The organism is Pseudomonas sp. GW822-FHT02E03 (assembly GCF_058802325.1).
This window is the reverse complement of the sequence record NZ_JBXAOA010000034.1, coordinates 1-26128: the sequence shown is the minus strand read 5'-3', so window position 1 is coordinate 26128 and position 26128 is coordinate 1. Positions and strand designations below refer to the sequence as shown.

The following is a 26128-nucleotide window of genomic DNA, read 5'->3' as shown; positions in this document are numbered from 1 at the left end:
CTAGATCGTTAGGACGCATCTGCCGCTCATCGTTCTGTGCAACCGATTAATGGTGGGGGCGGTCCACCTTATATCGAGTGACTTCCATTGATCATCACAAGGACTGCGCCATGGACGCTTGGTGGCACGAGGTTTGGGTGACGCTGCAAGCAGAGTTCGCTGACATCGGCGACGCGTCACAACTGACGCGCATTACCGTGCGATTGCTGATGGCTGCCTTGCTGGGTGGCATTCTCGGTTTTGAGCGTGAACAGAAGGGCAAGGCCGCCGGGATTCGCACCCATATGCTGGTGGCGCTGGGCGCGGCGCTGTTTGTGCTGGTGCCGCAGATGTCAGGATCCCAGGCCGACGCCATGAGTCGGGTGGTGCAGGGCGTGATCGCCGGCATCGGCTTTCTCGGCGCCGGGACTATCCTGAAAAACACCGATGGCGACGAGGGTCATGTCAAAGGCCTGACCACCGCCGCCGGTTTGTGGATGACGGCGGCCATTGGCGTTTCGGCCGGGATGGGCCGCGAGGCCACGGCGGTGCTCAGTACGTTGCTGGCGTTGGTGATCCTCGGTGTGATGCCGGTCGTGGTGCGCCAGCTGGAAAAGGATCGCCCCCCGTAGGAGCGGCTGCTCCTACATGGATGCACGATTTCCGGCGGCTGGACGGTCGGTGGCTCTTCGCGCGGTGGCGGGTTGGTGCCTGGCGGTTCCTGTTCAGGGACGGGGGCGGGTTCGGTCGGCGGTGTTGGCTGTATCGGCGGTACCGTCGGCTCATCGATGTTCGGATCGGGTGTCTCGGCCGGGATTGGAATGCTCATCGCTACAGTCTCCAGTGGCAGATGGCGTGAGTCGTGCTTAAGTTGGTTGACCCGTACACAGGGAATTTGATTCCCCCGAAAGACTTGGCAAATCCCTCTGAACTTTTACCGGCGCCTGCTGTTCGGAACTTAAGTGAGTTCATGTCGGGGCAGACCGCTTCGTGTGAACGACGACCAGGCACAAGAGCGTCCTTGGGGCGTTAAGGAGAGATGCTCGATGACCGCTGAAAAACCCACAGAGTTGAGCTACAACCCGCATATACCGCTGTCGCAGGCGTTACTGCTACCGCGGATCGTGATCGAAAACACCATGCCGACCCTCGATGGCGGGCAATTCGCCGTTAAAGCCGTGATTGATCAGGACGTGGTGGTGACCAGCAAAGTGTTTGCCGACGGTCATGACAAGCTGGCCGTGCGCATCCGCTGGCGTGCCGAGGGCGACGAAACCTGGCAGAGCGAGGTGATGGCCGAGCTGGGCAATAACGGCTGGCAGGGCCAGTTTCGTGTGCAGAAGCAGGGCCGTTATGTGTTCTGCCTCGAAGCCTGGATCGATCAGTTCGCCAGCTTTTGTTATGAGCTGAAAAAAAAGCACGACGCCGGCGTCTCGGTCAGCCTGGAATTGCAGGAAGGGCGCACCCACGTCCAGCAGGCAGCCGAACGCTCTGAAGGCCCGCTCAGTGAACAACTGGCGGCGTTGCACCATGAGCTGTCCGGTCTGCTCGAAACCGAGCAGGTCGCCTTGTTTCTGCACCAACGCAGCGCGGGCTTGATGGCCCAGGCCGATCATCGTCCCTTCCTGAGCCTGAGCCCTGAATACCCGGTGGACGTGGAGCGAGAGCTGGCGCAGTTCGCCAGCTGGTATGAATTGTTTCCGCGCTCGATCACCGACGATCCGGCCCGTCACGGCACCTTCAACGACGTGCATTCGCGGCTGGCGATGATCCAGGACATGGGCTTCGACGTGCTGTATTTCACGCCGATCCACCCGATCGGCCGCAGCTACCGCAAAGGCCCGAACAACTCGTTGATCGCCGGCCCCGACGATCCAGGCAGCCCGTACGCCATCGGCAGTGAAGAGGGTGGGCATGAGGCGATTCACTCGGAACTGGGTACTCGCGAAGATTTTCGCCGGCTCGTCGCGGCCGCCGCCGAGCACGGGCTGGAAGTCGCCCTCGATTTCGCGATTCAGTGCTCCCAGGACCACCCGTGGCTCAAACAGCACCCGGGCTGGTTCAACTGGCGGCCAGACGGCACGATCAAATACGCCGAGAACCCGCCGAAGAAATACCAGGACATCGTCAACGTCGATTTCTATGCCGTGGACGCGATTCCCGGCCTTTGGATCGAGTTGCGCGACATCGTCGTGGGCTGGGTCAAGGAGGGCGTGAAGCTGTTTCGCGTCGACAACCCTCACACCAAACCGTTACCGTTCTGGCAGTGGATGATCGCCGATGTGCGGGCGCTGTATCCCGAGGTGATCTTCCTGGCCGAAGCCTTTACCACCCCGGCGATGATGGCGCGTTTGGGCAAGGTCGGTTACTCCCAGAGCTACACCTATTTCACTTGGCGCAACACCAAGACCGAGCTGGCGACTTATTTCACCGAACTCAATGAGTCGCCGTGGCGTGAATGCTACCGGCCGAATTTTTTCGTCAATACGCCGGACATCAACCCGACGTTCCTGCATGAATCCGGGCGCGCCGGTTTTCTCATCCGTGCCGCGCTGGCGACCATGGGCTCCGGCCTGTGGGGCATGTATTCGGGTTTTGAGTTGTGTGAAGCGGCGCCGGTGCCGGGCCGGGAGGAATACCTCAACTCCGAGAAGTACGAAATCCGCCCACGGGACTTCAACGCGCCGGGCAACATCATTGCCGAAATCGCCCAGCTCAACCGCATCCGCCGGCAGAACCCGGCGCTGCACACGCACTTGGGCCTGAAGGTCTACAACGCGTGGAACGACAACATCCTGTACTTCGGCAAACGCAGCGTCGACGGCAGCAATTTCATTCTGGTGGCGGTCAGCCTCGATCCGCATCACGCCCAGGAGGCAAACTTCGAATTGCCGCTGTGGGAAATGGGCTTGCCCGATGATGCTGTCACTCAGGGCGAAGATTTGATGAACGGCCACCGCTGGACCTGGCACGGCAAGTACCAGTTCATGCGGATCGAACCGTGGCATCTGCCGTTCGGGATTTGGAGGATTACTAGTTCTTGACCGTCATGATCGTTCCCACGCTCTGCGTGGGAATGCCGCCCTGGACGCTCTGCGTCCGCCGCTGTGACGCAGAGCGTCACTGGATGCATTCCCACGCAGAGCGTGGGAACGATCTAGGCCAAGGCGTTCTCTAGTATCAATAGGAGTTACAAATGGCGAAGAAACCCAGGTCAGCCACCTTCATCAAGGACCCGCTCTGGTACAAGGATGCGGTGATCTACCAGGTTCACGTTAAGTCTTTTTTCGACTCCAACAACGACGGGATCGGCGACTTTCCCGGCCTTATCGCCAAACTCGATTACATTTCCGATCTGGGCGTCAACACCATCTGGCTGTTGCCGTTCTATCCCTCGCCACGACGGGACGATGGCTATGACATCGCTGAATACCGTGGCGTACACCCTGACTACGGCACCATGGCCGATGCCAAGCGCTTCATTGCCGAGGCCCATAAACGCGGGCTGCGGGTGATTACCGAACTGGTCATCAACCACACCTCGGACCAGCACGCGTGGTTCCAGCGCGCGCGCAAGGCCAAGCCCGGTTCGGCGGCCCGCGACTTCTATGTCTGGTCCGATAACGATCAGAAATACGATGGCACCCGCATCATTTTTCTCGACACCGAAAAGTCCAACTGGACCTGGGACCCGGTGGCCGGTCAGTACTTCTGGCACCGTTTCTATTCTCACCAGCCAGACCTGAACTTCGACAACCCGCAAGTGATGAAAGCGGTGCTGTCGGTAATGCGCTATTGGCTCGACATGGGCATCGACGGTCTGCGGCTGGACGCGATCCCGTACCTGATCGAGCGCGACGGCACCAACAACGAAAACCTGCCCGAGACCCACGACGTCCTCAAGCAGATCCGTGCCGAGATCGACGCCAATTACCCCGACCGCATGCTGCTGGCCGAGGCCAATCAGTGGCCGGAAGACACCCAGTTGTACTTTGGCAACACTGACGCCAGCGGCCAGAAAGGCGACGAATGCCACATGGCCTTTCACTTCCCGTTGATGCCACGCATGTACATGGCGCTAGCTCAGGAAGATCGTTTCCCGATCACCGACATTCTGCGCCAGACCCCGGAAATTCCCGCCAACTGCCAGTGGGCGATTTTCCTGCGCAACCACGATGAGCTGACCCTGGAAATGGTCACCGACCGGGAGCGCGATTATCTGTGGAATTACTACGCCGCCGACCGTCGGGCGCGAATCAATCTGGGGATTCGTCGGCGTCTGGCGCCGTTGATGGAACGTGATCGTCGTCGCGTGGAACTGCTTAACAGCCTGCTGCTGTCGATGCCTGGCACGCCGACCCTGTATTACGGCGATGAAATCGGCATGGGCGACAACATCTACCTCGGTGACCGCGACGGGGTGCGCACGCCGATGCAATGGTCGATCGACCGTAACGGCGGGTTCTCCCGCGCCGACCCGGCCAGTCTGGTGTTGCCGCCGATCATGGACCCGCTCTATGGCTACCTGTCGGTCAACGTCGAAACCCAGGCCGGTGACCCTCATTCATTGTTGAACTGGAACCGGCGCCTGCTCGCGGTGCGCAAGCAGTCCAAGGCCTTTGGTCGTGGGACGCTGAAGATGCTTTCGCCGAGCAATCGACGGATCCTGGCGTATACCCGCGAATTCACCGGCCCGGACGGCAAGCACGAGATCATTTTGTGCGTGGCCAACGTGTCACGCAGCGCGCAGGCGGCGGAACTGGACCTGTCGGCGTACGTCGGCATGGTTCCGGTGGAGATGCTCGGCGGCAATGCGTTCCCGCCCATCGGCCAGTTGAATTTCCTGCTGACGCTGGCGCCTTACGGTTTTTATTGGTTCGGGCTGGCGGCGGAAAACCAAATGCCGAGCTGGCACGTGGAGCCGGCGCAAAGCCTGCCGGACTTCACCACCCTGGTGCTGAAGAAACGCATGGAAGAGCTGCTCGAAGCGCCATCCCGCCACACCCTGGAGCAGGGCATTCTGCCGAGCTGGTTGCAGAACCGCCGCTGGTACGCCGGCAAGGACGGCGTCATCGACAGCGTCAACCTCGCTTATGGCGTACGTTTCGGCGACCCGCAGCATCCGGTGCTGTTGGGGGAAATCGACGTCACCAGCGGCGGGCAGACCAGCCGCTATCAGTTGCCGTTCGGTTTTATTTCCGAGGAACAGGTTGGCGCTGCCTTACCGCAGCAATTGGCACTGGCCCGAGTCCGGCGTGGGCGTCAGGTCGGTTTGATTACCGACGCCTTCAGCCTCGACAGCTTTGTTCATGCCGTGTTGCAGAGCATGCAGGCCGGCATGGTGTTGCCGTCCGACGGTGGCGAGATCCGTTTCGAGCCGGCCGACGAACTGACCAGGCTTGGCCTGACGGCCGAGTCGGAGGTGCGGTATCTGTCCGCCGAGCAGTCCAACAGTTCGGTGGTGATCGGCAGCAGCCTGGTGCTCAAGCTGATCCGCAAGGTCGCGCCAGGGGTGCACCCGGAACTGGAAATGAGTGCGTACCTGACCCATGCCGGTTTCCAGAATATTTCGCCGCTGCTGGGTGCGGTGATTCGTCGCAACGCGGCAGGCGAGGACACGTTGCTGATGATCGCCCAAGGCTACTTGAGCAATCAGGGCGATGCGTGGGAGTGGACCCAGAACAACCTCGAACGGGCGCTTCGCGATGAACTTGCCGATGCCGTGTCGGAGCAGGAGCAGCATTACAACGCTCTCGGTGAGCTGAAGGATTTTGCCGGCATGCTCGGCCAGCGTCTGGGGGAAATGCATCGGGTGTTGGCGGCCCCGAGCGCCAACCCGGACTTCGCCCCACAGATCACCACCCAGAAAGATGCCCTGGCCTCGGCCAAGGACGTGGCGGCGCAACTGGAACACGCCCTGAAGCTGCTCAAGCAGCATCAAACTGAACTGAACGCCGCGGATCAGGCATTGGTCAGTCGCTTGCTGGACAACAAAAAAGCCATCCTCAGCCATGTTCAGGAGTTGGGCAAGAAAGCGGCTGGTGGCCTGCGCATTCGCGTCCACGGCGACTTGCACCTGGGGCAGGTGCTGGTGATCAAGGGCGATGCCTACCTGATTGATTTCGAGGGCGAGCCGGCGCGGCCGCTGCATGAGCGCCGAGGCAAACACAGCCCTTATAAAGATGTCAGCGGCGTGTTGCGCTCCTTCGATTATGCCGCGGCGATGACGATCAACGTGCATAACGTCGATAACACCGTCGAGGCCCAGGCCGCGCGTCAACGGGTCGCCGATCGTTATCTGAAAGAGGCGCGGCAAGCATTTGTCGACGCTTATCGGCTGGCGGCAGCTAGTCTTGCTCATGCATGGCAAGATCCTGAAGGCGAGGACGCCGCGCTGGCGTTGTTCGGTCTGGAGAAGGCGGCTTATGAAGTGGCCTATGAGGCTGAAAATCGCCCCACCTGGCTGCCCGTGCCGTTGCACGGTCTATACGGTTTATTGAGTGGGCTTAAACCCTTTTCCGATCTTGGTGGAGAGTAGTCATGAGTATCTCGAACAAGGAACAGGGGCATGTGGAACAGGCGCTGCTGCCCAGGGCGCGGGATATCGATGCGTTGGTACGCGCTGAGCATCGGGATCCCTTCGCAATTCTCGGCCCGCACAGCGATGGCGCTGGCGGGCAATTCATTCGAGCCTATCTACCGGACGCCTTGAGCGTGCAGGTGGTGGACAAGGAATCCGGGGAAGAGCTCGGCAGCCTTGAGACCACCCAAACCCCGGGGCTGTTCGTCGGGCACTTCGAGCGGGCCCGACCCTATCAGTTGCGAACCCGTTGGGCCGGTGGCGAGCAACTCGCCGAAGACCCTTACAGCTTTGGCCCGTTACTCGGCGAGATGGATTTGTACCTGTTCGCCGAGGGCAATCACCGGGACTTGAGCAGTTGCCTCGGCGCGCAGCTGAAGACGGTCGATGGCGTTGAGGGTGTGCGCTTCGCCGTGTGGGCGCCGAATGCCAAAAGGGTCTCGGTGGTTGGCGATTTCAACGTCTGGGACGGCCGTCGGCATCCGATGCGTCTGCGCCATCCCACCGGTGTCTGGGAGTTGTTCATTCCGCGCCTGCAAGCGGGGGAAGCCTACAAATACGAAATCCTCGGCGCCCATGGCATTCTGCCGCTCAAGGCCGACCCGATGGCCCTCGCCACTGCACTGCCGCCCGACACTGCATCGAAAGTTGCCTCGCCGCTGAAAATCGACTGGCAGGACCACGCCTGGATGCAGTCGCGGGGCGAGCGTCAGCGAACCAGCGCACCGTTGTCGATCTACGAATTGCACGCCGGTTCCTGGCAATGCGAGCTGGATGACCTGGGCGAGGTCGCCCGTCAGTACACCTGGCCCGAGTTGGCCGAGCGGCTGATTCCTTATGTGAAGGAGCTGGGTTTCACCCACATCGAACTGATGCCGATCATGGAGCATCCGTTCGGTGGTTCCTGGGGTTATCAATTGCTGTCGCAATTCGCTCCGAGCGCCCGTTACGGCACGCCGGATGAGTTCGCCGCGTTCGTCAATGCCTGTCACCAGGCCGAGATCGGCGTGATCCTTGATTGGGTGCCGGCGCATTTCCCCACCGATACCCACGGCCTGGCGCAGTTCGATGGCACCGCGCTGTATGAGTACGGTAACCCGCAGGAAGGTTTTCACCAGGACTGGGACACGCTGATCTACAACCTGGGCCGCACCGAGGTACACGGCTACATGCTGGCCTCGGCGCTGCATTGGCTCAAGCATTTCCACGTCGATGGCCTGCGCGTGGACGCAGTGGCGTCGATGCTGTATCGCGATTACTCGCGCAAGGCCGGCGAGTGGGTGCCCAACCGTCACGGCGGTCGGGAGAATCTGGAGGCCATTGATTTCGTCCGCCATCTCAACGATGTGGTGGCCCTGGAAACGCCGGGCGCGCTGGTGATTGCCGAAGAGTCCACGGCGTGGCCGGGTGTCAGCCAGAGCACCCAACAGGGTGGGCTGGGTTTTGCCTATAAGTGGAACATGGGCTGGATGCACGACTCGCTGCATTACATTCAGCAGGATCCGGTATACCGCGCCCATCATCACAACGAGCTGAGTTTCGGCCTGGTGTATGCCTGGTCCGAACGCTTCATCCTGCCGATTTCTCACGATGAAGTGGTGCATGGCAAGCATTCGCTGATTGACAAGATGCCGGGGGATCGCTGGCAGAAGTTTGCCAATTTGCGGGCTTATCTGAGTTTCATGTGGACGCATCCGGGCAAGAAATTGTTGTTCATGGGCTGCGAATTCGGCCAGTGGCGTGAGTGGAATCACGATCAGCAACTGGACTGGTATTTACTGCAATACCCGGAACACCAGGGGGTGCGCAAACTGGTCGGTGACCTGAATCGGTTGTATCGCGAAGAACCGGCGCTGCACGATCAGGACGATGCCCCGCAAGGCTTCCAGTGGTTGATCGGCGACGATGCGGTCAACAGCGTCTACGCCTGGTTACGCTGGAGCAAGGAGGGCAGGCCGGTGTTGGTGGTGGCCAACTTTACCCCGGTACCGCGTCAGTCCTATCGTGTCGGCGTACCGTTTGCCGGGCGTTGGGTCGAGTTGATCAACAGCGACGCCGACACTTACGCCGGGTCCAATTACGGCAATGGTGGCGGGGTGTTCACCGACGAAGAACCGAGCCATGGCCAGGCCCTCTCACTGGAGTTGAATTTGCCGCCGTTGGGGGTGTTGATTTTGCGGCCGGAGGGTTGATCTAAAACCGCGTGATCGTTCCCACGCTCAGCGTGGGAATGCAGCCCGGGACGCTCCGCGTCCCAAGAGCGGACGCAGAGCGTCCATTGAGGCATTCCCACGCAGAGCGTGGGAACGATCATCGACCAGGCTTCACCACCGCATCCGCACCCCCAAACTGCCAATCAACCCGTTCAAATCATTGTCATCCACATCGCTGCTGTAATCGGCGCTGATGTACAGGCTGACCAAGGGCGTCACTCTGGCTACCAGCCCCAAACCCACATCCACCGTCGAGGATTTGCGGCTGCTGCTGATTTTGTCGACCTGATCCAGGCTCACGGTATTACCGGTGTATACCGTGTGCCACACGTTGGTGCGCACATAGGGTTCGACCGGCAGGCCATTGATATCGTAACTGCCTTTCAAGCGTGCACCGACCCGACCGCTCCAGGACGACATGTCGCTGGAGGAGCCGTTGCCGGAGCCGGCATAGGGCGTATCCAGCGTAATGCGTTGATTGATCAACTGCGCCTGGGGTTCGATCACCCAGTTATTACCCAGGCCAATCGGGAAACCACCTTCCACCGACAGCGTCACCGCGCTGCCTTCGGTGGCTTGTCGCGCCCCTTGATCATTGCGGCTGTAGCCGTTGACCCGGCCGCCACTGGCACTCAAGTCTACGTGCCAGCCTTTTGGGCCGGTCAGGCTCCAGTAGGCGCCGAGACTCTGGCCTTGAAGGTTGAGCGTGTCATGGCCGGGATCGGCGAGGGCGCGACTGGTCAGCAGACCGTTGTCGTTGCCCTGGAATTGGGTAGTGCCGCCGATCAGTCCGACCCGTTGGGTATGGCCGCTGTTGCTTTGGACGGTCAGCAGCGCCGGGCCTTTGAATTCGCTGGCGCCGGGGATGGAAGAGCCCTGGGCCAGATAGTCGGTTTGGGCCTGCCGTGAGGTCTTTCCATAGACGTGGTCCCAGGCCGAAGGCGCGGCGTCTTCGACCGTAAGGCGTGAGCTTTGTAAGTCTGGATTGACGCGTGAACGACCGGGATACGTGGCGGAGCCGGCGGGCAAGGTAAGGGTCGGCAGTGCCTGGTTATACCAAAGCGTTGGTTCATCCTCGGCAGACGAGGCCTGCACCTCCATGGATGAGCACAGCAGGAGTGAACTCGTGACGGTGCAAAAAGTGATTTTGATCTCTTGTGGGGTGAATGAAGTTTTCATGGGGGTCTACCTTGCAATCGCATGCGTATCTCGCTTTGGCGTCTCTCCTACCCCGAATGAGGGGCGACCGAATGGATTGGGGCAAGGTCAGACCCGCCCGTTTTTACAGGAGTCTGGTGGCTTGCCCCTGATGGATTTCCGGGGGTAGTAAGCACTAGCTAAGAAGACTGCTGGCGCTGCGTCAAGAAAGTGGCCGATAAGCGGTATGGCTATTTTAGGCGTTGTAAGTGACTGATTTTTGGCGCGTATATAAGTTGTTGTTTGTGCGAAAAATCATCCAGAAAGGCGCGGCCCAGACGCGTTGGGTAGGGGGCTATCGGTTGTTTGGTGGATGATCCAGTGCAGGATAAACAAACGGCGTCGGCGCGCCATTGCTGTCATTTTTTCTGTCAGAGTTGGTAGTCCTTGGCGACTGTCATTTGACGGTGTTACAGGCGCACTTCCACCGCCAGCGGCAAATGGTCCGACAGATGTGTCCAGGGTTTGTGGCCAAGTATTCGCGGTTCATGACTGCTGGCGTTACGCAGGTAGATCCGGTCCAGGCGCAGAAGGGGAAAACGTGCCGGGTAAGTTTTCGCCGGTCGGCCATGATGGCGTTCGAAGGCTTCATGCAGGTAGTCGCGCCGGGCGAGGGCGGCGTTGCCTTGCAACTGCCAGTCGTTGAAATCGCCGGCAATAATCACCGGGGCGTCATCGGGCAACGATTCGAGCAACAGGCAGAGCAACTGCAGTTGCAGTTGTCGATGGCTTTCCAACAGGCTCAGGTGCACGCAAATGGCATGCACTTCGGCATGCCCTGGCACATCCAGTACGCAATGCAACAACCCGCGCCGCTCGGGGCCGGTAATCGAGACGTCGAGGTTGCGAAATTCGCGGATCGGGTATTTCGACAGCAGGGCATTGCCGTGGTGGCCGTCGGGGTAGACCGCGTTGCGACCGTAAGCGAAATCGCTCCACATGCTGTCGGCCAGGAACTCGTATTGCGAGGTCTGTGGCCAGTCGTTGTAGCGGGAAGAATGCCGGTCGTGCTCACCGACCACTTCCTGCAGAAACACCAGGTCTGCCGACGTGCTGCGTACCGCTTCACGCAACTCCGGGAGGATGAAACGCCGGTTGAGGGCAGTGAAGCCTTTATGGGTGTTGACCGTCAGCACTCTGAGTCGATGAACCGCCGCAGGCGTGTTCGGTGGTATTGATTCGACGGCTTGTCGTTCGGCATCGCTGGTCACGTTCACTCCTCTGAATCAAGGCTGATGTATGCATGCGACTGGTGCGTGGGCGAGCAGTTCAGTTTGAGCGACGCCAATCCAATGTGGGAGCGGGCGACTGTGGCGAGGCTTTTGTGGCGAGGGAGCTTGCTCCCGTTCGGCTGCGAAGCAGTCGCAAAGCTTTTGGGGCCGCTTCGCGCCCCAGCGGGAGCAAGCTCCCTCGCCACAAAGGCGCTCTCGCCAGAACATTCCTCGAATGACTTAGACAAACACAATTTCATACGGCAAACGCATGCGCTCAAGAAGCACCCGGGGCACTGACGGGGAGACGCCGATCATCGGCTCACCGTCGAGTTGGCTGGCGTAGGCGTAGGTGGCATGGCTTTTACGCGCGACGGTCCAGGTGTCGAGGCGTACCTTGCGCGCGCGATCCCAGGGGATCAGCCCATGGTCACGTGTCGGCCAGTGCCAGGCCCAAACCGGTATTTCGTTGAGCGTCGCACCGACCAGTGCTGCGGCTCTGGCGCTGGCGCGGCCGACGGCGTCGTGGTCGCGGTTACCGTCTTCGCGCCAGGTGGTGAACACCACATCGCCGGGGCGCAGGTAGCGGACGATGAATTGGGTCAGTTCAGACTCCCGTTCGGCCAGCCCGCTGTCGGTGAAGCCGGCGCGAATCCACTTCAGGCTGTGCATCGGCACTCCGAGCCGGCGCAAGGCTTCGACGCTTTCCTGGGGGCGGAATACGCTCAGGCGTTTCTGTGACCACTGTCGCGAACCAAAATGACTGTAGCTACCGTCGGTGATCGAGATCAATTGCAGAGGATGGCCAAGGGCGCACAGCTGTTGCAGGAGGCCGCCGCAGGTCACCACTTCGTCGCCAGGATGCGGCGCGATCACCACTGCGCGAGCGTCGGCCGGGACCAGGGTTTCGGTATCGATGACAGGGATGTTGTCCAGTTGCTGGGCGCTGTTCCAGATCTGCACGGGCAGACCACTTTCGCTGATGGAAACCGTTTTCATAGGCGCTACGTCCTTGTTCTGTCTGGCCCTCAGTCGTGCGCAATGCTTGCGAGGGCGCAAGCCTGGCAGACCCGTGAAGGCGGGGTAAATAGCAATTGCAGCGCTCCGAACCCTGGATTGCCGCGGGCAGAGTATTGCTCATGGATCGCTATTCGTCGCCCCAGTCTTTGGTCTGATGCGGTTTTTTTAAACCGGGCTGTGTCGGATTTCGCAAATAATCACAATCCCTGTTCACTCTTCTTCTTCGCGCTGCAACTCGAACAGCAGCAGCGAGCGGCCGGTGACCGAATATTGGTGACCGAACTCGAAGCGTTCCTGGCCACGAATCGACGGTTGATTGGTGTCGATCATGCAGGTCCAGAAACCGCCGTCAGGCACTTCCGGGAGCAGGAAGTTGACGATGTCATGGTGGGCGTTAACCACCAGCAGCAGGGTCGCGTCGGCGCCCTTGCGGCGAATGCCGGTTTCCTGGGCGCGGCCATCGAGCAACATACCCAGGCAACGACCGTGGCCTTCTTCCCATTGTTCGATGGACATTTCGCTGCCGTCCGGGGCCAGCCAGGTCACGTCCTTGACGCCGATGTCTTCGTTGTAGTTGCCCACCAGGAAGCGCCCGCGACGCAGAATCGGATAGGCCAGGCGCAATTTGATCAGGCGTTTGACGAACTTGAGCAGGGCCTTGCCGTCTTCGCTCAGGTCCCAATTGACCCAACCGATCTCGCTGTCCTGACAGTAAGCATTGTTGTTGCCTTCCTGGGTGCGGGCGAATTCGTCGCCAGCCACCAGCATCGGCGTGCCCTGGGACAGCAGCAACGTGGCGAAGAAGTTGCGCATTTGCCGCTGGCGCAGCTCATTGATCTCGGGATCGTCGGTGGGGCCTTCGACACCGTGGTTCCAAGACAGGTTGTTGTTGCTGCCGTCCTGATTATTCTCGTCGTTGGCTTCGTTGTGTTTGTCGTTGTACGACACCAGGTCGTTGAGCGTGAAACCGTCATGGGCGGTGATGAAGTTAAGCGACGCATACGGCCGGCGCCCACGCTGGTTGAACATCTCACCGGAGGCGGTCATGCGGCTGGCGAAGTCGGCGAGTTGGCCGTCGTCGCCTTTCCAGAACGCCCGCACGGTGTCACGGAATTTGTCGTTCCATTCGACCCAGCCCGGCGGGAAATTCCCGACCTGATAGCCGCCGGGGCCACAATCCCAGGGCTCGGAAATCATCTTCACCTGGCGCAGCACCGGGTCTTGACGGCAGGCCACGAGAAAGCTGTGACGCTCGTCGAAACCGTCGTGATAACGGCCAAGAATGGTCGCCAGGTCGAAACGGAAACCGTCCACGTGCATTTCCGTGGCCCAGTAACGCAGGGAGTCGGTGACCATTTGCAGCACGCACGGGTGACTCAGGTCCAGGGTGTTGCCGGTCCCGGAATCGTTGATGTAGTAGCGCTTGTCGTCGGGCATCAAGCGGTAGTAAGAGGCGTTGTCGATGCCGCGCATCGACAGGGTCGGGCCTTGTTCGTTGCCCTCGGCGGTGTGGTTGTAGACCACGTCGAGGATCACTTCCAGATTGGCCTCGTGCAGGTGCGCGACCATCTCCTTGAACTCGGCGATCTTGCCGCTGGCCAGGTAGCGCGGGTCCGGGGCAAAGAATGCAATGCTGTTGTAACCCCAGTAGTTGGTCATGCCTTTGTGCAGCAGATGCTGGTCATTGACGAAGGCATGAATCGGCAGCAATTCGACGGTTGATACGCCGAGCTTGCGGATGTGTTCGAGCACGTCATCGACCATCAACCCGGCGAAGGTGCCACGCAGGTTCTCGGGGACGGAGGGGTGACGCATGCTGAAACCGCGTACGTGTGTTTCATAAATGATCGTTTTGTCCCACGGCACGCTGACGCGATGGTCATGACCCCAGGTGTGAGCCGGGTCGATCACTTTGCATTTGGGCACGAAGGGCGCGCTGTCCCGTTCATCGAAACTGAGGTCGGCGTCAGGGTGGCCGATGGTGTAGCCGAACAATGCTTCGGACCATTTCAATCGACCGACCAATTGCTTGGCGTAGGGATCGATCAGCAGCTTGTTGGGGTTGAAACGATGACCGTTGGCCGGGTCGTAAGGACCGTACACGCGATAACCGTAGATCAGCCCCGGATGGGCATCGGGCAAATAGCCGTGGTAGATCTCGTCGGTGTACTCCGGTAACTCGATTCGCTCCAGTTCCACCTCTCCGCTATCGTCGAAGATGCACAGTTCAACCTTGGTCGCGTGAGCCGAAAACAGCGCGAAATTGACCCCCAGGCCATCCCAGGTCGCGCCTAGCGGGAAGGGCAAGCCTTCACGGATTCGCGAAGCCTCGGCACGAGGTTCGGGCGCGGTTTTCTTTGGACTGCTCATAGTTGCTCCTGCATGGGGTGACGGTACTCGGCTGCGATGAACCGTGGCTCTGGTTTTTTTCGAGGGCGAGCGCGCCCTCGGTGGCGAGAGACACGCCACAAATCAAGCGAGGCAAGGCGATAAACGCGTCAGGTCGTTGGCGGCTTGCGCGCAGCGCGTGGCTTTTTCTCGACGTTTTTTTCGCCAAGCGGGGTCACTGTCGAAGCAGAGGGTTTGGCTTTGGCCTTGGCCTTGGTTTTGGGTTCGACGCCTTTGGCATTGAGCTTGCCGTCGGGCTTGCCGACCGCGGACTTGGCACCGATGCTTTTGCTGCCAGCTTTCGCTGACTTGCCGGGCGCCAGCGCTTTGGCTTGGGCTTCAGCGTCGGCCAGTTTGCAGGCCATCTCCCAATGGCGTTTTTCCTGGCCCGTGGGTTTTCCTTCGGATTCCCAGATTTGATAGGCAAATTCGCGGATGCGTTTATCGTCGGTACTCATCGCAATGCTCCTGAACTGAACTCAAGCTTGGGTAGTTTGGATAAAGAGATTGACCGGGAAATTCCCCAGCGCGGTGCTGACCAACAGTTCCCTGTGTTTTGTGACTATGACGCTTGCAAAAAGTCCCTTCAGATTTTCTTCAGGGGCGGCGAACGGCAACTTGACCCGTGTATCGCCCCAGAGCGGCGCATCAATCTGTGGTTCGGCACTGTTTTCCAGCAGTTCGGCACAGCGTATCGGTACTACCACGATAGCCCGTTTTCCCTGCCATTCACGAGCAAACGCCAGTACCCGGTGAGCCTGGCTGCCAAGGACTTCAAGGGCTTGATAAGTCCCTTTTTGAAACAGCCCGGCATGCTCGGCACGCCGGTGTAACGTCTGGGTGATCAGGGTTTGCTTGATGCCCCCGTCACGCCAGTTCACCAACAGATCGGGCAGGTCCAACCGTAGGTGCATGGCCTGCTGACGGCTGGCGTAATCCACCGGCCGACGGTTGTCCGGATCGACCAGCGTGAAGTCCCAGAACTCGTTGCCCTGATAGAGGTCCGGTACCCCCGGCACAGTCATTCGCAGCAAGGTTTGCGCCAAGCCATTCAATGCACCCGGGGCGGCGATGCTCTGCGCCGCCGCACCGATGGCCGTGCGCAGTGGCTGGCCTTCGGGGCTGAGCAGCAAGCGTTCGAGAAACCCATGGGTCGCCTGTTCATACCCCTCGTTTGGCGCACTCCAGCTGCTTTGCAACTTGGCTTCGCGCAGGGCTTTCTGTTGCCACTGCCAGAGGCGTTTGGCGTAGTCCTCGAGCGCGGGCTGATCGTCGCTACGCAGTTCCAGCGGCCAACTGCCGAGGATCGCTTGATAAAGAATCAGCTCGTCACCCGCCGAAGGCGCGCCGGGTTCAATGCGCAATTCATCGGCCAGGGGTCGCCAGTGTCCGACCTGTTCGGCATACCAGGCGCTGCGCTCGCTCAACACCGCCAGCCGCGCGCGGGTGTCTTCGCCGCGTTTGTGGTCATGGGTCGCGGTGGTCAGCAGGTTGTCGGGGAATTCGGCGAGGCGATTGGCGCTGGCGGCATGGAAGTCAGCCACCGGCGCACTGAACTGCTCGGTGTTGTAGCCGACATCGTTGCGCGACAGCAGCACCGCCGAGCGATAAAGCGCGGTGTCTTCCACTGCCTTGGCCGCCGCCGGAGAGGTCAGTTGCTGGAAGCGCACGCAGGCATGCTTGAGCAGTTTGCGTGGGCGGCCCACCGGGTGTTTGCGCCAGGGTTGACCGCCGAGCCAGCCGGACAGGCAATCGAGCACGGGCCAGTCGGCCTCGCCAAGGGTTTGCCTTGCACCGTCCATGGCCTGCTGGAAAAACACCTCGTCCTGGGCGCAGTTTCGGCCCAGCGGGCTGATGTAAGTGCGATACACCGGGAAGTGTACGATCAGTTCCTGCAAGGCCCGACGAATCGCGCCGAGGGTCAGGTCCCGGGTCATCAGATCGTCCCGGGCCACTTGCAACAGGGCGTGGGCGACACTTTCGAAATCCCCGGCCAGAGAGCCGTTGAGAATCTGCTGGCGCGCCAGTTGCGCTTCCTGACGAAAATCGGCGGGCCGTTCGCTGTGTCGGCTCCAGAGTTCACCCAAGGTCTGGGCGCCTTCGGGGTCGTGTTGCAGCAACGACAACTGGTTCATGAATTCGTAACCGGTACTGCCATCGACGGACCAGTCGCGGTGCAGGGTTTCGCCCTCGCCGAGGATCTTTTCGACGTAGATCGGAAGGTGCCGATCCGGTGCCAGGCGATCGACTCGGCGCCGCAGTTTGCGACAGTAACCACGCGGGTCGGCGAGGCCATCGATGTGATCGATGCGCAGCCCGTCGACAAGACCCTCGGCCACCAGCTCGAAGATTTTTGCATGGGTCGCCTCGAACACCGCCGGGCGTTCAACGCGCAGGCCGCCCAGTTCATTGATATCGAAAAAGCGCCGCCAGTTGATGTCGTCCGCTGCGGTGCGCCAGCTGGCCAGGCGATAACTCTGGCGCTCCAGCAGGTTATGCAGGCGCTGGAAACCCTCGGGGGTGAGTGAGTCATAGGTGCCGAGCGTGTGCTGGATGGCGTGAAGAATCGCCGGATCGCTGGCGAGTTCATGCAGCTCGGTTTTCAGCGCAATTGCCAGGCTGTGCGAGTCGGTCTGGTAACTCAAGGTACTGAAGCGGTCTGCCAGGGATTTGAGCTGCTCGACCTGCTCGGCATTCAATTGATCATCGGCCTTGAGCAACTCGCCGTAGTCTGACGGGCAAATCGGGAAGTGATGTTCGTAGTGCTCGACATAAAAAGCGCCGCGCCGGGCATCGAAACGCAAGGGCAGGGTGCCGTCCTGCAAGGCGATGCCGTAATCGCTGCCCAAAAAAGGTAGCAGCAATTGGCCTTCCATCAAGGGGTCGGGCGAGTGCCATTGAATGTCGAAGAACTCGCCGTAAGGGCTCAGTCGCCCCCATTCGAGCAAGTCGAGCCACCAAGGGTTGTCGCCACCGCCGACGGCCATGTGATTGGAGACAATGTCGAGGATCAGCCCCATGTTCTGTTCGCGCAATGCAGCGACTAAACGGCGCAACGCAGCTTCGCCACCCAGTTCAGGGTTGACCGTGGTCGGGTCCACCACGTCGTAGCCATGCATGGACCCTGCGCGGGCGGCGAGCAGCGGCGAGGCATAGACGTGGCTGATGCCCAGGCTGGCGAAGTACGGCACCAGCGGCACCGCCTGATCCAGAGTGAAACCTTTATGAAATTGCAGCCGCAGAGTCGCCCGCAGCGGTTGGTTGAACGGTTGATTCATTGGTCACGCTCGGCCGCCTGAAGTCGCGCACAGGCGAGCAGTTCCAGGCGTCGGGCGGCGTCCGGATCATCGAGCAGGGCTTCGCTGTCGCCGGGCAGCCTGCGGGACCAGTTGGGATGGGTGTCGGTGGTGCCGGGCAGGTTGGCCTGCTGTTCGATACCCAAGGCATCTTCCATTGGCAACAGTACCAGCGGCGCGCGGGTATGGCCGAGGAAGCGGATCGCGGCGTCGAGCACCTGATCGGTTTCGTGGGACTCTTCGCGGAAATTCTGCGGGTCCTGGCTCAGCACCCGACGCAAACCTTCGCGCTCGCGCTCACGGTGTTGGCGCCATTCGATTTCCCCCGGGGCGTCGACCAGATTCAAGCGCGCGCTCCAGTCAATATCGCGGCCATGCCACCAGCCATTGAGCGTCGGCAGGTCATGGGTGCTGGTGGTTGCCAGGGCGTTGTCCGGCCAGTCGAGAATTGGCTTGAAGTGAGTATTGTCCTGTTCGAACAGCAGCACGCGCATGCCGAGAATCGAGCGCGCGATGAGTTTCTCGCGCAGACCTTCGGGCACGGTGCCGAGGTCTTCGCCGAGGACGATGGCCTGATGTCGATGGGATTCGAGGGTCAGCAAGCGCAGCAGGTCGTCCACCGGGTAATAGAGGTAGGCACCGTCGCAGGGCGGTGCGTCGTTGGGGATCACCCACAGTCGTTGCAGGCCCATGACGTGATCGATACGCAGGCCGCCGGCATGGGCGAAGTTGGCCCTCAGCATTTCGATGAACGCACGAAAGCCGTTGCGCACCAGACCTTCGGGGGAGAACGCGGAAATGCCCCAGCCCTGGCCGGAACGATTGAGGATGTCCGGTGGCGCACCCACGGTCAGCGAGGCGAGCAATTCGTCCTGACGACTCCAGGCCTGGCTGCCGCCGCCGTCGGCGCCAACGGCCAGATCCGCGATCAGGCCAATGCCCATGCCGGCACCGCGGGCGGCGGCTTGGGCGCGTTCCAGGCTGCGCGCAATCAGCCATTGGCAGAACGCGTAGTAGCCGATGCGGGTCGAGTTTTCTTCGGCAAAATGCGCCAGAGCGGTGCTGCGCGGGTCACGCCATTGTTCGGGCCACTCGCGCCAATCGAGGCTTTCACCGTCCCGCGCACGGACTTCCTGGATCGCTTCAAAGCGGCAATGATTTTCCAGCGCTTCGCCACCGGCATGGCGGAAGCTGCTGAAGTCTGGGTGCAAGGGATGTTCGCCGTGGGTGAATCCTTCATACAAGGCTTCGAGCAAGCGGTGCTTGGCTTCGGCGGCGGTGGGCCAGTCGATCAGCGGCTGTGCTTCAAGGTGCTTGAGTTCAGCGGCAAGGCCGGTGGCGTCGATCGCGGTGCGCAGGGCACGTTCACCGAGAATCGCCCCGGGCGCCGCGTACAGGCTATTGAGGAACAAACGGCTGGACGGCGAGTAAGGGCTGTACCGCTGGGTGTCGCCGCTGAACATCGCGTGCAGCGGGCTGATCGCCAACGCTTCGGCGCCTCGTTCCCCGGCCACCCGGGCCAGATCTTCGAGGGCCTGAGTATCGCCGAAACCGCCATCGCCGGGGCGACGCAGCGAATACAACTGCACGCTCAGGCCCCAGGCGCGCGGGTTTTGACTGTCAACAGCGTCGCCGACGCTGTAGCAGCGCTGGGGTGCCACCGCCAGGGTGAAGGATTGATCGTCGATGCTGACGTGCTGATAACCCACCGGCACCAGCCCGGGCAACATGGCGTTGTCATCGAGCTTCAAGTTGATCCGTGAGCCGTCTTCGAGATGGATCTCACACGGGGTTTGCGGCTCGAAGTAGTGGGCCAGGTCCAGGCCGACGCCCACATCGCAGGTCAACAGCGGTGGCAGGTGACGGGTTTGTTGCACTTCCTGCAATTGCAGCAGGCTGGCGTCGATCTCCTGGGCAGTGTTGGCGGGATGGCCAAGCCCGCTCAGCACCGAGCGCAACACCGCCGGGGTGACTTTCTGTGGACGGCCATTGGCATCGATCCAGTCGACGGCCAGGCCTGCCAGGCTGGCCAGTATTTCCAGTTGCGCATTGCTCATGGGCGCTCTCCATCCGGGGGTAGCAAAGGGGCTGCGGCCGTGAGGCTGACTAGCGCGCAATACGGGGCAAGTGTGCCCTGATTCAACAGACCGGCCGATTGTGGCGGGTGTTCGAACAGCAACGTCGCGTCGGCCTGTGGGGTGTGGACCACGGGCGTGTCGCTGAGGTTCAGGTCAATGCGCAACTGACTGCCATCGCCCAACCGCCAGCGCGCCGTCACCGCGCCGGCAGCCAGTACCTGCGCACCCAGCGCCTGGGCGCCGGGCAGGTGCGGGATGATGTATTGATGGCGGATTTGCAGCAGTTGGCGATACAGCTCATAGACCGGCGATTGGCGGCTGGCGGTCAGTGTCGGCCGTGAAGCTTCGAAGGTCTGCGTCGCGTTCGGGTCGGGAATCTGCTCGCGTTTGTGCGGATCGGCAAAGGCGCTGAACGCCGCGAATTCATTGCGTCGTCCTTCGCGCACCAGTTCCGCCAGTTCACCGTGGTGGCTGGTGAAAAACAGGAACGGTTGCTCGGCGGCGAATTCGTCGCCCATGAACATCAGCGGGATCATCGGCGACAACAGCAGTAACGCGGTGGCGGCGTAAAGGGCATCAGGATGGGCCAATTGATGCAGGCGCTCGCCAAAGGCGCGGTTGCCGATCTGGTCGTGGTTCTGCAGGAACAGCACGAAGGCCGTGGGCGGCAAGTGACCGCTCGGCTCACCTCGCGGCGTACCGTGGCGGGTGATGTGGCCCTGAAACACGAAGCCCTGGCTCAGGCAACGGGCGAGCTGTTCGGTGGGCTGCCGGGCATAGTCGGCGTAATAGGCATCGGTTTCACCCGTGAGCAGAACGTGCAGGGCGTTATGGCCGTCGTCGTTCCATTGCGCGTCGAAACCTTGCTCCAGCAGGCTGGCCTGGTTGTGTTCGTTTTCCGCCATGAGCCACACGTGCCGCGCCGGATCGGTTTGCCGCCGCACCCGTTGCGCCAGTTCTTGAAGAAAGTCAGGGTCTTCGATGGCATGCACCGCGTCCAGACGCAGGCCGTCGAAGCGGTACTCCAACAACCACATCAGCGCGTTGTCGATAAAGAAGTCGCGCACCTCGCGCCGCCGGAAGTCGATCGCCGCGCCCCACGGGGTGTGTTTGTCTTCGCGGAAAAAGCCTTCTGCGTAGCGATGCAGGTAATTGCCGTCGGGGCCGAAATGGTTGTAGACCACATCGAGAATCACTGCCAGGCCGTGGCCGTGGGCCGTGTCGATCAGGTGTTTGAGTTGTTCGGGCGAGCCGTAGGAGGCTTGAGGCGCATAAAGCAAAACCCCGTCATAGCCCCAGTTACGTTCGCCGGGGAACTGCGCCAGCGGCATCAGTTCGATGGCGGTAATACCCAGCTCAACCAGGTGTTCCAGATGCTGCTCGACCTCGCTGAAACCGCCGAGTACTCCGACATGCAGTTCGTAGATCACCGCCTCATTCCACGGTCGACCTTGCCAAGCGCTGTGTTGCCACCGATAGGCGAGGGGATCGACCACCACGCTGTGGCTGTCGATATCGCCCGCCTGGGCGCGGGAGGCCGGGTCCGGCACCGTAAGCTCGCCATCGATGTTGTAGCGGTAGCGGGTACCCGCGGGGCAGCGGGTCTTGATCACAAACCAGCCATCGGCCTGAGGTAGCAGTGGCAGGGATTGTCCATCTTCCAGTTCGAGACTGACAAAAAACGCATCTGGCGCCCACAAGGCAAAACGCGTGTGTTCTGCGTCCAGCATGATTGCGCCGTGGGGCCAGGTCTCAAGGGTCCGTAACGGCATCGTTGAAAGCCTCTTACTGTTTGCCCGATTTTCCCAGCGCTTTAGCCACCAGTTGTTCGTAGAGTTCGGCGTAGGGTTCGACTGCCTTGCACCAGTTGAACGGCGCCGCCATGGCTCGGCAACGCATCGCGTTGAGCAGGCCGGGGAAGGCGAACACCTTGAACGCGCGGCTCAGGGCTTCGCGATAACTCTCCACCGTGGATTCGTCGAAGAGGAAACCGGTCACGCCGTTTTCGATGGTGTCGGCCAGGCCGCCGGTATTGCGGGCCACCGGTAATGAACCGAAGCGCTGGGCGTACATCTGGCTCAGGCCGCAGGGTTCATAACGCGAAGGCATCAGCAAAAAGTCACTGCCGGCGAACATCCGGCGGGCGTCGGTTTCATTGAAGCCGATGTGCACGCCGACTTGCCCGGGGAAGCGCAACGCCAGTTCACGCATGGCCTGTTCTTCTTCCGGTTCGCCACGGCCGATGATCGCGATCTGCCCGCCGTTGGCGACAATGTATTCAGCCACCGCTTCGGTCAGGTCCAGGCCTTTCTGGTAGACCAGCCGCGAGACTACGGCAAACAGCGGGCCATCGGAGTCGTCGAGGTCGAACAGCCGGCGAACGTGCGCGGCGTTGACTGCTTTGCCGTCCCAGTCGCCGATGCCGAACGGGTGGAACAGGTGCGGATCGGTCGCTGCATCCCAGCTTTCATCGATGCCATTGGGAATCCCGCTGAGCAGTCCCTGCTGGGTCTTGGCGGCGAGAAAACCGTCGAGACCGCAGCCAAAGGCCGGCGTGGTGATTTCCTGGGCATAGGTGGCGCTGACGGTGGTGATGTGGCTCGAGTAGGCCATGCCGGCTTTGAGGAACGACATCTTGCCGTAAAACTCCATGCCTTCCTGTTGCAAGGCATGCATGGGGATACCGAGTTCCGGGCACGAGCCGAGGCTGGTGACACCTTGGTACGCCAGGTTGTGAATGGTAAAAAGGGTCGGGGTGCGTTGGCCACGCCAGTGCATATAGGCCGGCGCCAGGCCTGCGGGCCAGTCGTGGGCGTGCACCAGGTCCGGGCACCAGTGAATTTGGGCGAGGTTGGCGGCGATATCGGCTGCTGCGAGGCCCAATCGGGCGAAACGAATGTGGTTGTCCGGCCAGTCGCGGCCGTTGTTGGCGCCGTAAGGTGAACCTTCGCGCTCGTACAATTCAGGGCAGATCAACACGTAAATGACCAGGCCGTCGGGCATGTCCATGCGCCCGATCTTGCAGGGCGGCAACGCTGCGTGCCCGCCCAGTTCACCGATGATATGAATCGGGTTTTCGCTATTCATCACTTGCGGATAACCGGGGATCAGCACACGGACATCGTGCAGATGCGCCATCGCCCGTGGCAGTGCGGCGGAAACGTCGCCAAGACCTCCGGTCTTTACCAGGTCGGCAATCTCCGAGGTGACGAACAGGACTCTCTTCTTGTTGGGATTCTGACTGACTATCGGTGCCAGTGTCTTGGGGACGGGCGCGTTGACCGATTTGGCACTGAGGACACCGACGGTGCTCGTTTCCCCGACCTGCTGATGAGCACGTTCTCCCTGGATATCTAAAGCCGCACTGGTCATATGAATCTCCCGTGTTGTTGATCTAATTCTAGGCCTGGCACAAACGGTGTTCGTGGCCAAATCCTGTGGCCGGGCGCAAACGCGCTACGCATCGGTGAGCAAGTGCTGCCCATGCGCTGAAGCAGAATGGGTGAAGTGGCTGTTGCAAGGAATGCACCAGTCGCTGTGGCCCTACTCTTAACCTGACTCGCGGCCAGTACCAAAAGTTTCGATTATTTTCACCGAATGACCGACCGGTTTTACCCCGCGAAAATGAGTCTAGGCCAGAACTTAGAGCAGGGCCGGTCAACTGCGAAATTGTTCGACAATCGGTTGGAAGAGGGTACAAAACACGCGGGCTTTTTGGGGGAGCGCACCGACGAAGGGCAGGTTGGTTTTTGGGTGTGGGTCAAATCGGGACCGAGAGGTCACGATAATCGGGCGTGATGGGATGTGGGTTGCACCATTGCGGTGCGTATGGTTCAGGGGAATGTGGCGGATTTGAAGGCCTCTTCGCGAGCAAGCCCGCTCCCACAGGGGATTGGTTGTGTTCACCTATTTTGTGTACACCCGAGATCAATGTGGGGAGCGGGCTTGCCCGCGAAGAACGATAACGCGGTCTTAGCTCAGAATCCGAATGGGCTCCCCAGCCGCCCAAGCCTGAATGTCCTCGATCATCTGCGAAAAGAACAGTTGGTAATTCTGCCGGCTGACATACCCGACATGAGGCGTGGCCAGCACATTGTCCAGCGTTCTGAAAGGATGATGGCGGGGCAAAGGCTCGTGCTCGAATACGTCGAGCGCAGCGCCCGCCAGGCGTTTTTTCTGAAGTGCCTTGATCAGCGCCGACTCATCGACAATCGGCCCGCGGGCAGTGTTGACCAACCATGCCGTGGGTTTCATCCAGTCCAGTGCCTGAGCGTCAACCAGTCCTCGGCTGCGCTCGCTGAGCACCAGATGGACCGACAGCACATCGGCCTGCTCGAACAGTTCCTGCTTGCTGACATAGGTGACGTCGACCTCGGCAGCCCGTTCGGCGGTCAGGTTTTCGCTCCAGGCAATGACTCGCATGCCGAACACCTGCCCGAACCGGGCGACTCGTTGACCGATGCTGCCCAAACCGAGGATCGCCAAGGTCTTGCCCTGCAGGTCGCCGCCCAATCCTTGTTGCCATTGGCCGGCGCGCAAGGCGTTGGCTTCGGCCACCAGGTTGCGGGTCGCGGCCATGATCAGCGCCCAGGTCAGTTCGGGGGCGGCGTGTTTGTAGCTGTCGGTGCCGCACACCTGAATGCCCAGCGCGGCGGCGGCTTTCAGGTCCAGTGCAGCGTTGCGCATGCCGCCGGTAACCAGCAGTTTGAGTGTGGGCAAGCGGCGCAGCAGGTCTTCGTCGAACCGGGTGCGCTCGCGCATCACGCAGATCACCTCGAATGCGCCGAGCCGTTCGGCCAGGGTTTCATTGTCGGCCGGGTAGTCATGGATAAAACTCACCTGGCCGATGCTGTCCAGCACCGACCAGTCCACCACATCGCGAGCCACGTCCTGCCAGTCATCGATCACCGCAATCTGCACCGCCATCAGCCTTACCTCATCAACGAACGGGATTGGTTTGGTTCAGCCAGCCGAGCAACGCCTGATGGAATTTCGCCGGTTCCTCCATCTGCGGCGCGTGGCCAAGGCCCGGGAATTCAATCAGCGTCGACTGTGGAATCAGTTTCGCCACTTGCTTGCCGAGTACGTCGTACTGACCGATTTTCGCCTTGACCTCGGGCGGTGCGATGTTCTTGTTGATGGCCGTGGTGTCGCGGGTGCCAATCAGCAGCAGGGTCGGCACTTTCAGGTCCTTGAACTCGTAGTACACCGGTTGGGTGAAGATCATGTCGTAAATCAGCGCCGAGTTCCAAGCCACCGCTGTTTTGCCTGGCCCTTTGGCCAGGCCCGCGTACATGTTCACCCAACGATCAAACTCCGGCTTCCAGCGGCCATCGTAATAGGTGTTGCGTTGGTAGTCGTGGATACCTTGCGCCGTGACTTTCAGCTCGCGCTCATACCATTGATCTACCGTGAGATAGGGCACGCCAAGGGCTTTCCAGTCTTCCAGGCCGATTGGATTGACCAGGGCCAACTGTTCGACTTGATCGGGGTATTGCAACGCATAGCGGGTGGCGAGCATGCCGCCGGTGGAGTGGCCGAGCAGGGTGGCCTTCTGGATGCCCAGGGTTTTGAGCAGTTGCTGGGTGTTGGATGCCAGTTGCTGGAAAGTGTATTGATAGTGGTCCGGTTTGCTGGAGGTGCAAAAGCCGATCTGGTCCGGCGCGATGACCCGGTAACCGGCCTCGCTCAGCGCCTTGATCGAGCTGTCCCAGGTCGCGCCGCAGAAGTTTTTGCCGTGCATCAGCACCACGCTGCGTCCATTGACCTTGCCTTGGGCGGCAACGTCCATGTAACCCATCTGCAGGGGTTTGCCTTGGGACTCAAAGTCGTAGTACTTGACCGTGTAGGGGTAATCGAAGCCCTGAAGTTGCGGGCCGTATTCCGGCGTTTCGGCCTGGTTCTGGTTCTGGGCGTGAGCGAGAACGGGCAGAGCCGCTGTCAGCAGCAGGCCGGGTAACCAGCGGGAGAGGATGGGCGACATGGGTAAAGCTCCACAGGAAATCCGCCGATGCTGGACTGGCATGATTAGGGTGACATTAAACATAGGTCATGGCCGCAATGCCGAGCGAAATGAGCGAAATCCATGTGGGAGCGGGCTTGCTCGCGAAGGTGGTGTGCCAGACAACATTAATGTCGACTGACACTCCCTCTTCGCGAGCAAGCC

At 60.7% G+C, this 26128-nt stretch carries 15 protein-coding genes and 1 pseudogene; 4 read left to right on the top strand and 12 right to left on the bottom strand.

Going from position 1 to position 26128, the window contains the following annotated elements:
* Nucleotides 1–110: 110 nt before the first annotated feature.
* Nucleotides 111–611: an MgtC/SapB family protein gene (locus tag AC1RQB_RS21415; RefSeq protein ID WP_063343514.1), complete on the top strand. Its 501-nt coding sequence runs from the start codon at nucleotides 111–113 to the stop codon at nucleotides 609–611.
* A 17-nt stretch (nucleotides 612–628) separates the two neighbouring features.
* Here the strand turns inward: AC1RQB_RS21415 and AC1RQB_RS21410 are convergent.
* Nucleotides 629–808 (bottom strand): annotated as a pseudogene (locus AC1RQB_RS21410) (hypothetical protein); the annotation flags it as partial.
* 217 nt (nucleotides 809–1025) lie between these two features.
* Between AC1RQB_RS21410 and AC1RQB_RS21405 the strand changes: the two are divergent.
* The 3 genes from AC1RQB_RS21405 (at nucleotide 1026) to glgB (ending at nucleotide 8751) form a co-directional block, all read left to right on the top strand.
* Nucleotides 1026–3023 carry an alpha-1,4-glucan--maltose-1-phosphate maltosyltransferase gene (locus tag AC1RQB_RS21405; RefSeq protein WP_063343515.1) on the top strand — a complete coding sequence of 666 codons (1998 nt, stop codon included), beginning with the start codon at nucleotides 1026–1028 and terminating at the stop codon, nucleotides 3021–3023.
* 152 nt (nucleotides 3024–3175) lie between these two features.
* Nucleotides 3176–6517 (top strand): maltose alpha-D-glucosyltransferase, encoded by a 3342-nt coding sequence (treS, locus tag AC1RQB_RS21400; RefSeq protein ID WP_063343516.1) that lies wholly within the window; start codon nucleotides 3176–3178, stop codon nucleotides 6515–6517.
* A 2-nt stretch (nucleotides 6518–6519) separates the two neighbouring features.
* Nucleotides 6520–8751: a 1,4-alpha-glucan branching protein GlgB gene (gene glgB, locus AC1RQB_RS21395; protein WP_008069164.1), complete on the top strand. Its 2232-nt coding sequence runs from the start codon at nucleotides 6520–6522 to the stop codon at nucleotides 8749–8751.
* 132 nt (nucleotides 8752–8883) lie between these two features.
* Here glgB and AC1RQB_RS21390 read toward each other — a convergent pair whose 3' ends face one another.
* From AC1RQB_RS21390 to AC1RQB_RS21340, 11 genes are all read right to left on the bottom strand, one after another.
* Nucleotides 8884–9951 (bottom strand): autotransporter domain-containing protein, encoded by a 1068-nt coding sequence (locus tag AC1RQB_RS21390; protein ID WP_008069166.1) that lies wholly within the window; start codon nucleotides 9949–9951, stop codon nucleotides 8884–8886.
* 428 nt (nucleotides 9952–10379) lie between these two features.
* Nucleotides 10380–11180, bottom strand: coding sequence for an endonuclease/exonuclease/phosphatase family protein (locus AC1RQB_RS21385; RefSeq protein ID WP_008069168.1), 801 nt, complete (start codon nucleotides 11178–11180; stop codon nucleotides 10380–10382).
* A gap of 240 nt (nucleotides 11181–11420) precedes the next feature.
* Nucleotides 11421–12179 (bottom strand): PIG-L deacetylase family protein, encoded by a 759-nt coding sequence (locus AC1RQB_RS21380; protein ID WP_063343517.1) that lies wholly within the window; start codon nucleotides 12177–12179, stop codon nucleotides 11421–11423.
* Nucleotides 12180–12410: 231 nt separating this feature from the next.
* The gene (glgX, locus tag AC1RQB_RS21375; RefSeq protein WP_008069172.1) at nucleotides 12411–14570 is read right to left on the bottom strand and encodes a glycogen debranching protein GlgX; all 2160 of its coding nucleotides are present in this window, start codon (nucleotides 14568–14570) and stop codon (nucleotides 12411–12413) included.
* A 128-nt stretch (nucleotides 14571–14698) separates the two neighbouring features.
* Complete coding sequence (locus AC1RQB_RS21370; protein WP_063343518.1) at nucleotides 14699–15046, bottom strand: DUF2934 domain-containing protein; 348 nt, start codon at nucleotides 15044–15046, stop codon at nucleotides 14699–14701.
* A gap of 21 nt (nucleotides 15047–15067) precedes the next feature.
* On the bottom strand, nucleotides 15068–17866 hold the full coding sequence (locus AC1RQB_RS21365; protein ID WP_063343519.1) for a malto-oligosyltrehalose synthase: 2799 nt from the start codon (nucleotides 17864–17866) through the stop codon (nucleotides 15068–15070).
* A complete protein-coding gene (malQ, locus tag AC1RQB_RS21360; RefSeq protein ID WP_063343520.1) occupies nucleotides 17863–19941 on the bottom strand; it encodes a 4-alpha-glucanotransferase in 2079 nt (692 codons plus the stop codon). The genes AC1RQB_RS21365 and malQ overlap by 4 nt, the downstream gene beginning before the upstream one ends.
* Nucleotides 19938–21734: a malto-oligosyltrehalose trehalohydrolase gene (gene treZ, locus AC1RQB_RS21355; RefSeq protein WP_063343521.1), complete on the bottom strand. Its 1797-nt coding sequence runs from the start codon at nucleotides 21732–21734 to the stop codon at nucleotides 19938–19940. The genes malQ and treZ overlap by 4 nt, the downstream gene beginning before the upstream one ends.
* A 13-nt stretch (nucleotides 21735–21747) precedes the next feature.
* The gene (gene glgA / locus AC1RQB_RS21350; protein ID WP_063343522.1) at nucleotides 21748–23334 is read right to left on the bottom strand and encodes a glycogen synthase GlgA; all 1587 of its coding nucleotides are present in this window, start codon (nucleotides 23332–23334) and stop codon (nucleotides 21748–21750) included.
* 600 nt (nucleotides 23335–23934) lie between these two features.
* The gene (locus AC1RQB_RS21345; RefSeq protein ID WP_063343523.1) at nucleotides 23935–24888 is read right to left on the bottom strand and encodes a D-2-hydroxyacid dehydrogenase family protein; all 954 of its coding nucleotides are present in this window, start codon (nucleotides 24886–24888) and stop codon (nucleotides 23935–23937) included.
* Between the two features lie 13 nt (nucleotides 24889–24901).
* On the bottom strand, nucleotides 24902–25945 hold the full coding sequence (locus tag AC1RQB_RS21340) for an alpha/beta fold hydrolase (protein WP_063343524.1): 1044 nt from the start codon (nucleotides 25943–25945) through the stop codon (nucleotides 24902–24904).
* Nucleotides 25946–26128 lie beyond the last annotated feature (183 nt).

What these genes read in the sequence shown, in the direction of transcription:
- AC1RQB_RS21345 (WP_063343523.1), bottom strand. Translation starts at nt 24,888, where the DNA reads ATGGCGGTGCAGATTGCGGTGATCGATGACTGGCAGGACGTGGCTCGC.
- glgA (WP_063343522.1), bottom strand. Translation starts at nt 23,334, where the DNA reads ATGACCAGTGCGGCTTTAGATATCCAGGGAGAACGTGCTCATCAGCAG.
- malQ (WP_063343520.1), bottom strand. Translation starts at nt 19,941, where the DNA reads ATGAGCAATGCGCAACTGGAAATACTGGCCAGCCTGGCAGGCCTGGCC.
- glgB (WP_008069164.1), top strand. Translation starts at nt 6,520, where the DNA reads ATGAGTATCTCGAACAAGGAACAGGGGCATGTGGAACAGGCGCTGCTG.
- AC1RQB_RS21340 (WP_063343524.1), bottom strand. Translation starts at nt 25,945, where the DNA reads ATGTCGCCCATCCTCTCCCGCTGGTTACCCGGCCTGCTGCTGACAGCG.
- AC1RQB_RS21380 (WP_063343517.1), bottom strand. Translation starts at nt 12,179, where the DNA reads ATGAAAACGGTTTCCATCAGCGAAAGTGGTCTGCCCGTGCAGATCTGG.
- AC1RQB_RS21370 (WP_063343518.1), bottom strand. Translation starts at nt 15,046, where the DNA reads ATGAGTACCGACGATAAACGCATCCGCGAATTTGCCTATCAAATCTGG.
- AC1RQB_RS21405 (WP_063343515.1), top strand. Translation starts at nt 1,026, where the DNA reads ATGACCGCTGAAAAACCCACAGAGTTGAGCTACAACCCGCATATACCG.
- treS (WP_063343516.1), top strand. Translation starts at nt 3,176, where the DNA reads ATGGCGAAGAAACCCAGGTCAGCCACCTTCATCAAGGACCCGCTCTGG.
- AC1RQB_RS21390 (WP_008069166.1), bottom strand. Translation starts at nt 9,951, where the DNA reads ATGAAAACTTCATTCACCCCACAAGAGATCAAAATCACTTTTTGCACC.
- AC1RQB_RS21415 (WP_063343514.1), top strand. Translation starts at nt 111, where the DNA reads ATGGACGCTTGGTGGCACGAGGTTTGGGTGACGCTGCAAGCAGAGTTC.
- treZ (WP_063343521.1), bottom strand. Translation starts at nt 21,734, where the DNA reads ATGCCGTTACGGACCCTTGAGACCTGGCCCCACGGCGCAATCATGCTG.
- AC1RQB_RS21365 (WP_063343519.1), bottom strand. Translation starts at nt 17,866, where the DNA reads ATGAATCAACCGTTCAACCAACCGCTGCGGGCGACTCTGCGGCTGCAA.
- glgX (WP_008069172.1), bottom strand. Translation starts at nt 14,570, where the DNA reads ATGAGCAGTCCAAAGAAAACCGCGCCCGAACCTCGTGCCGAGGCTTCG.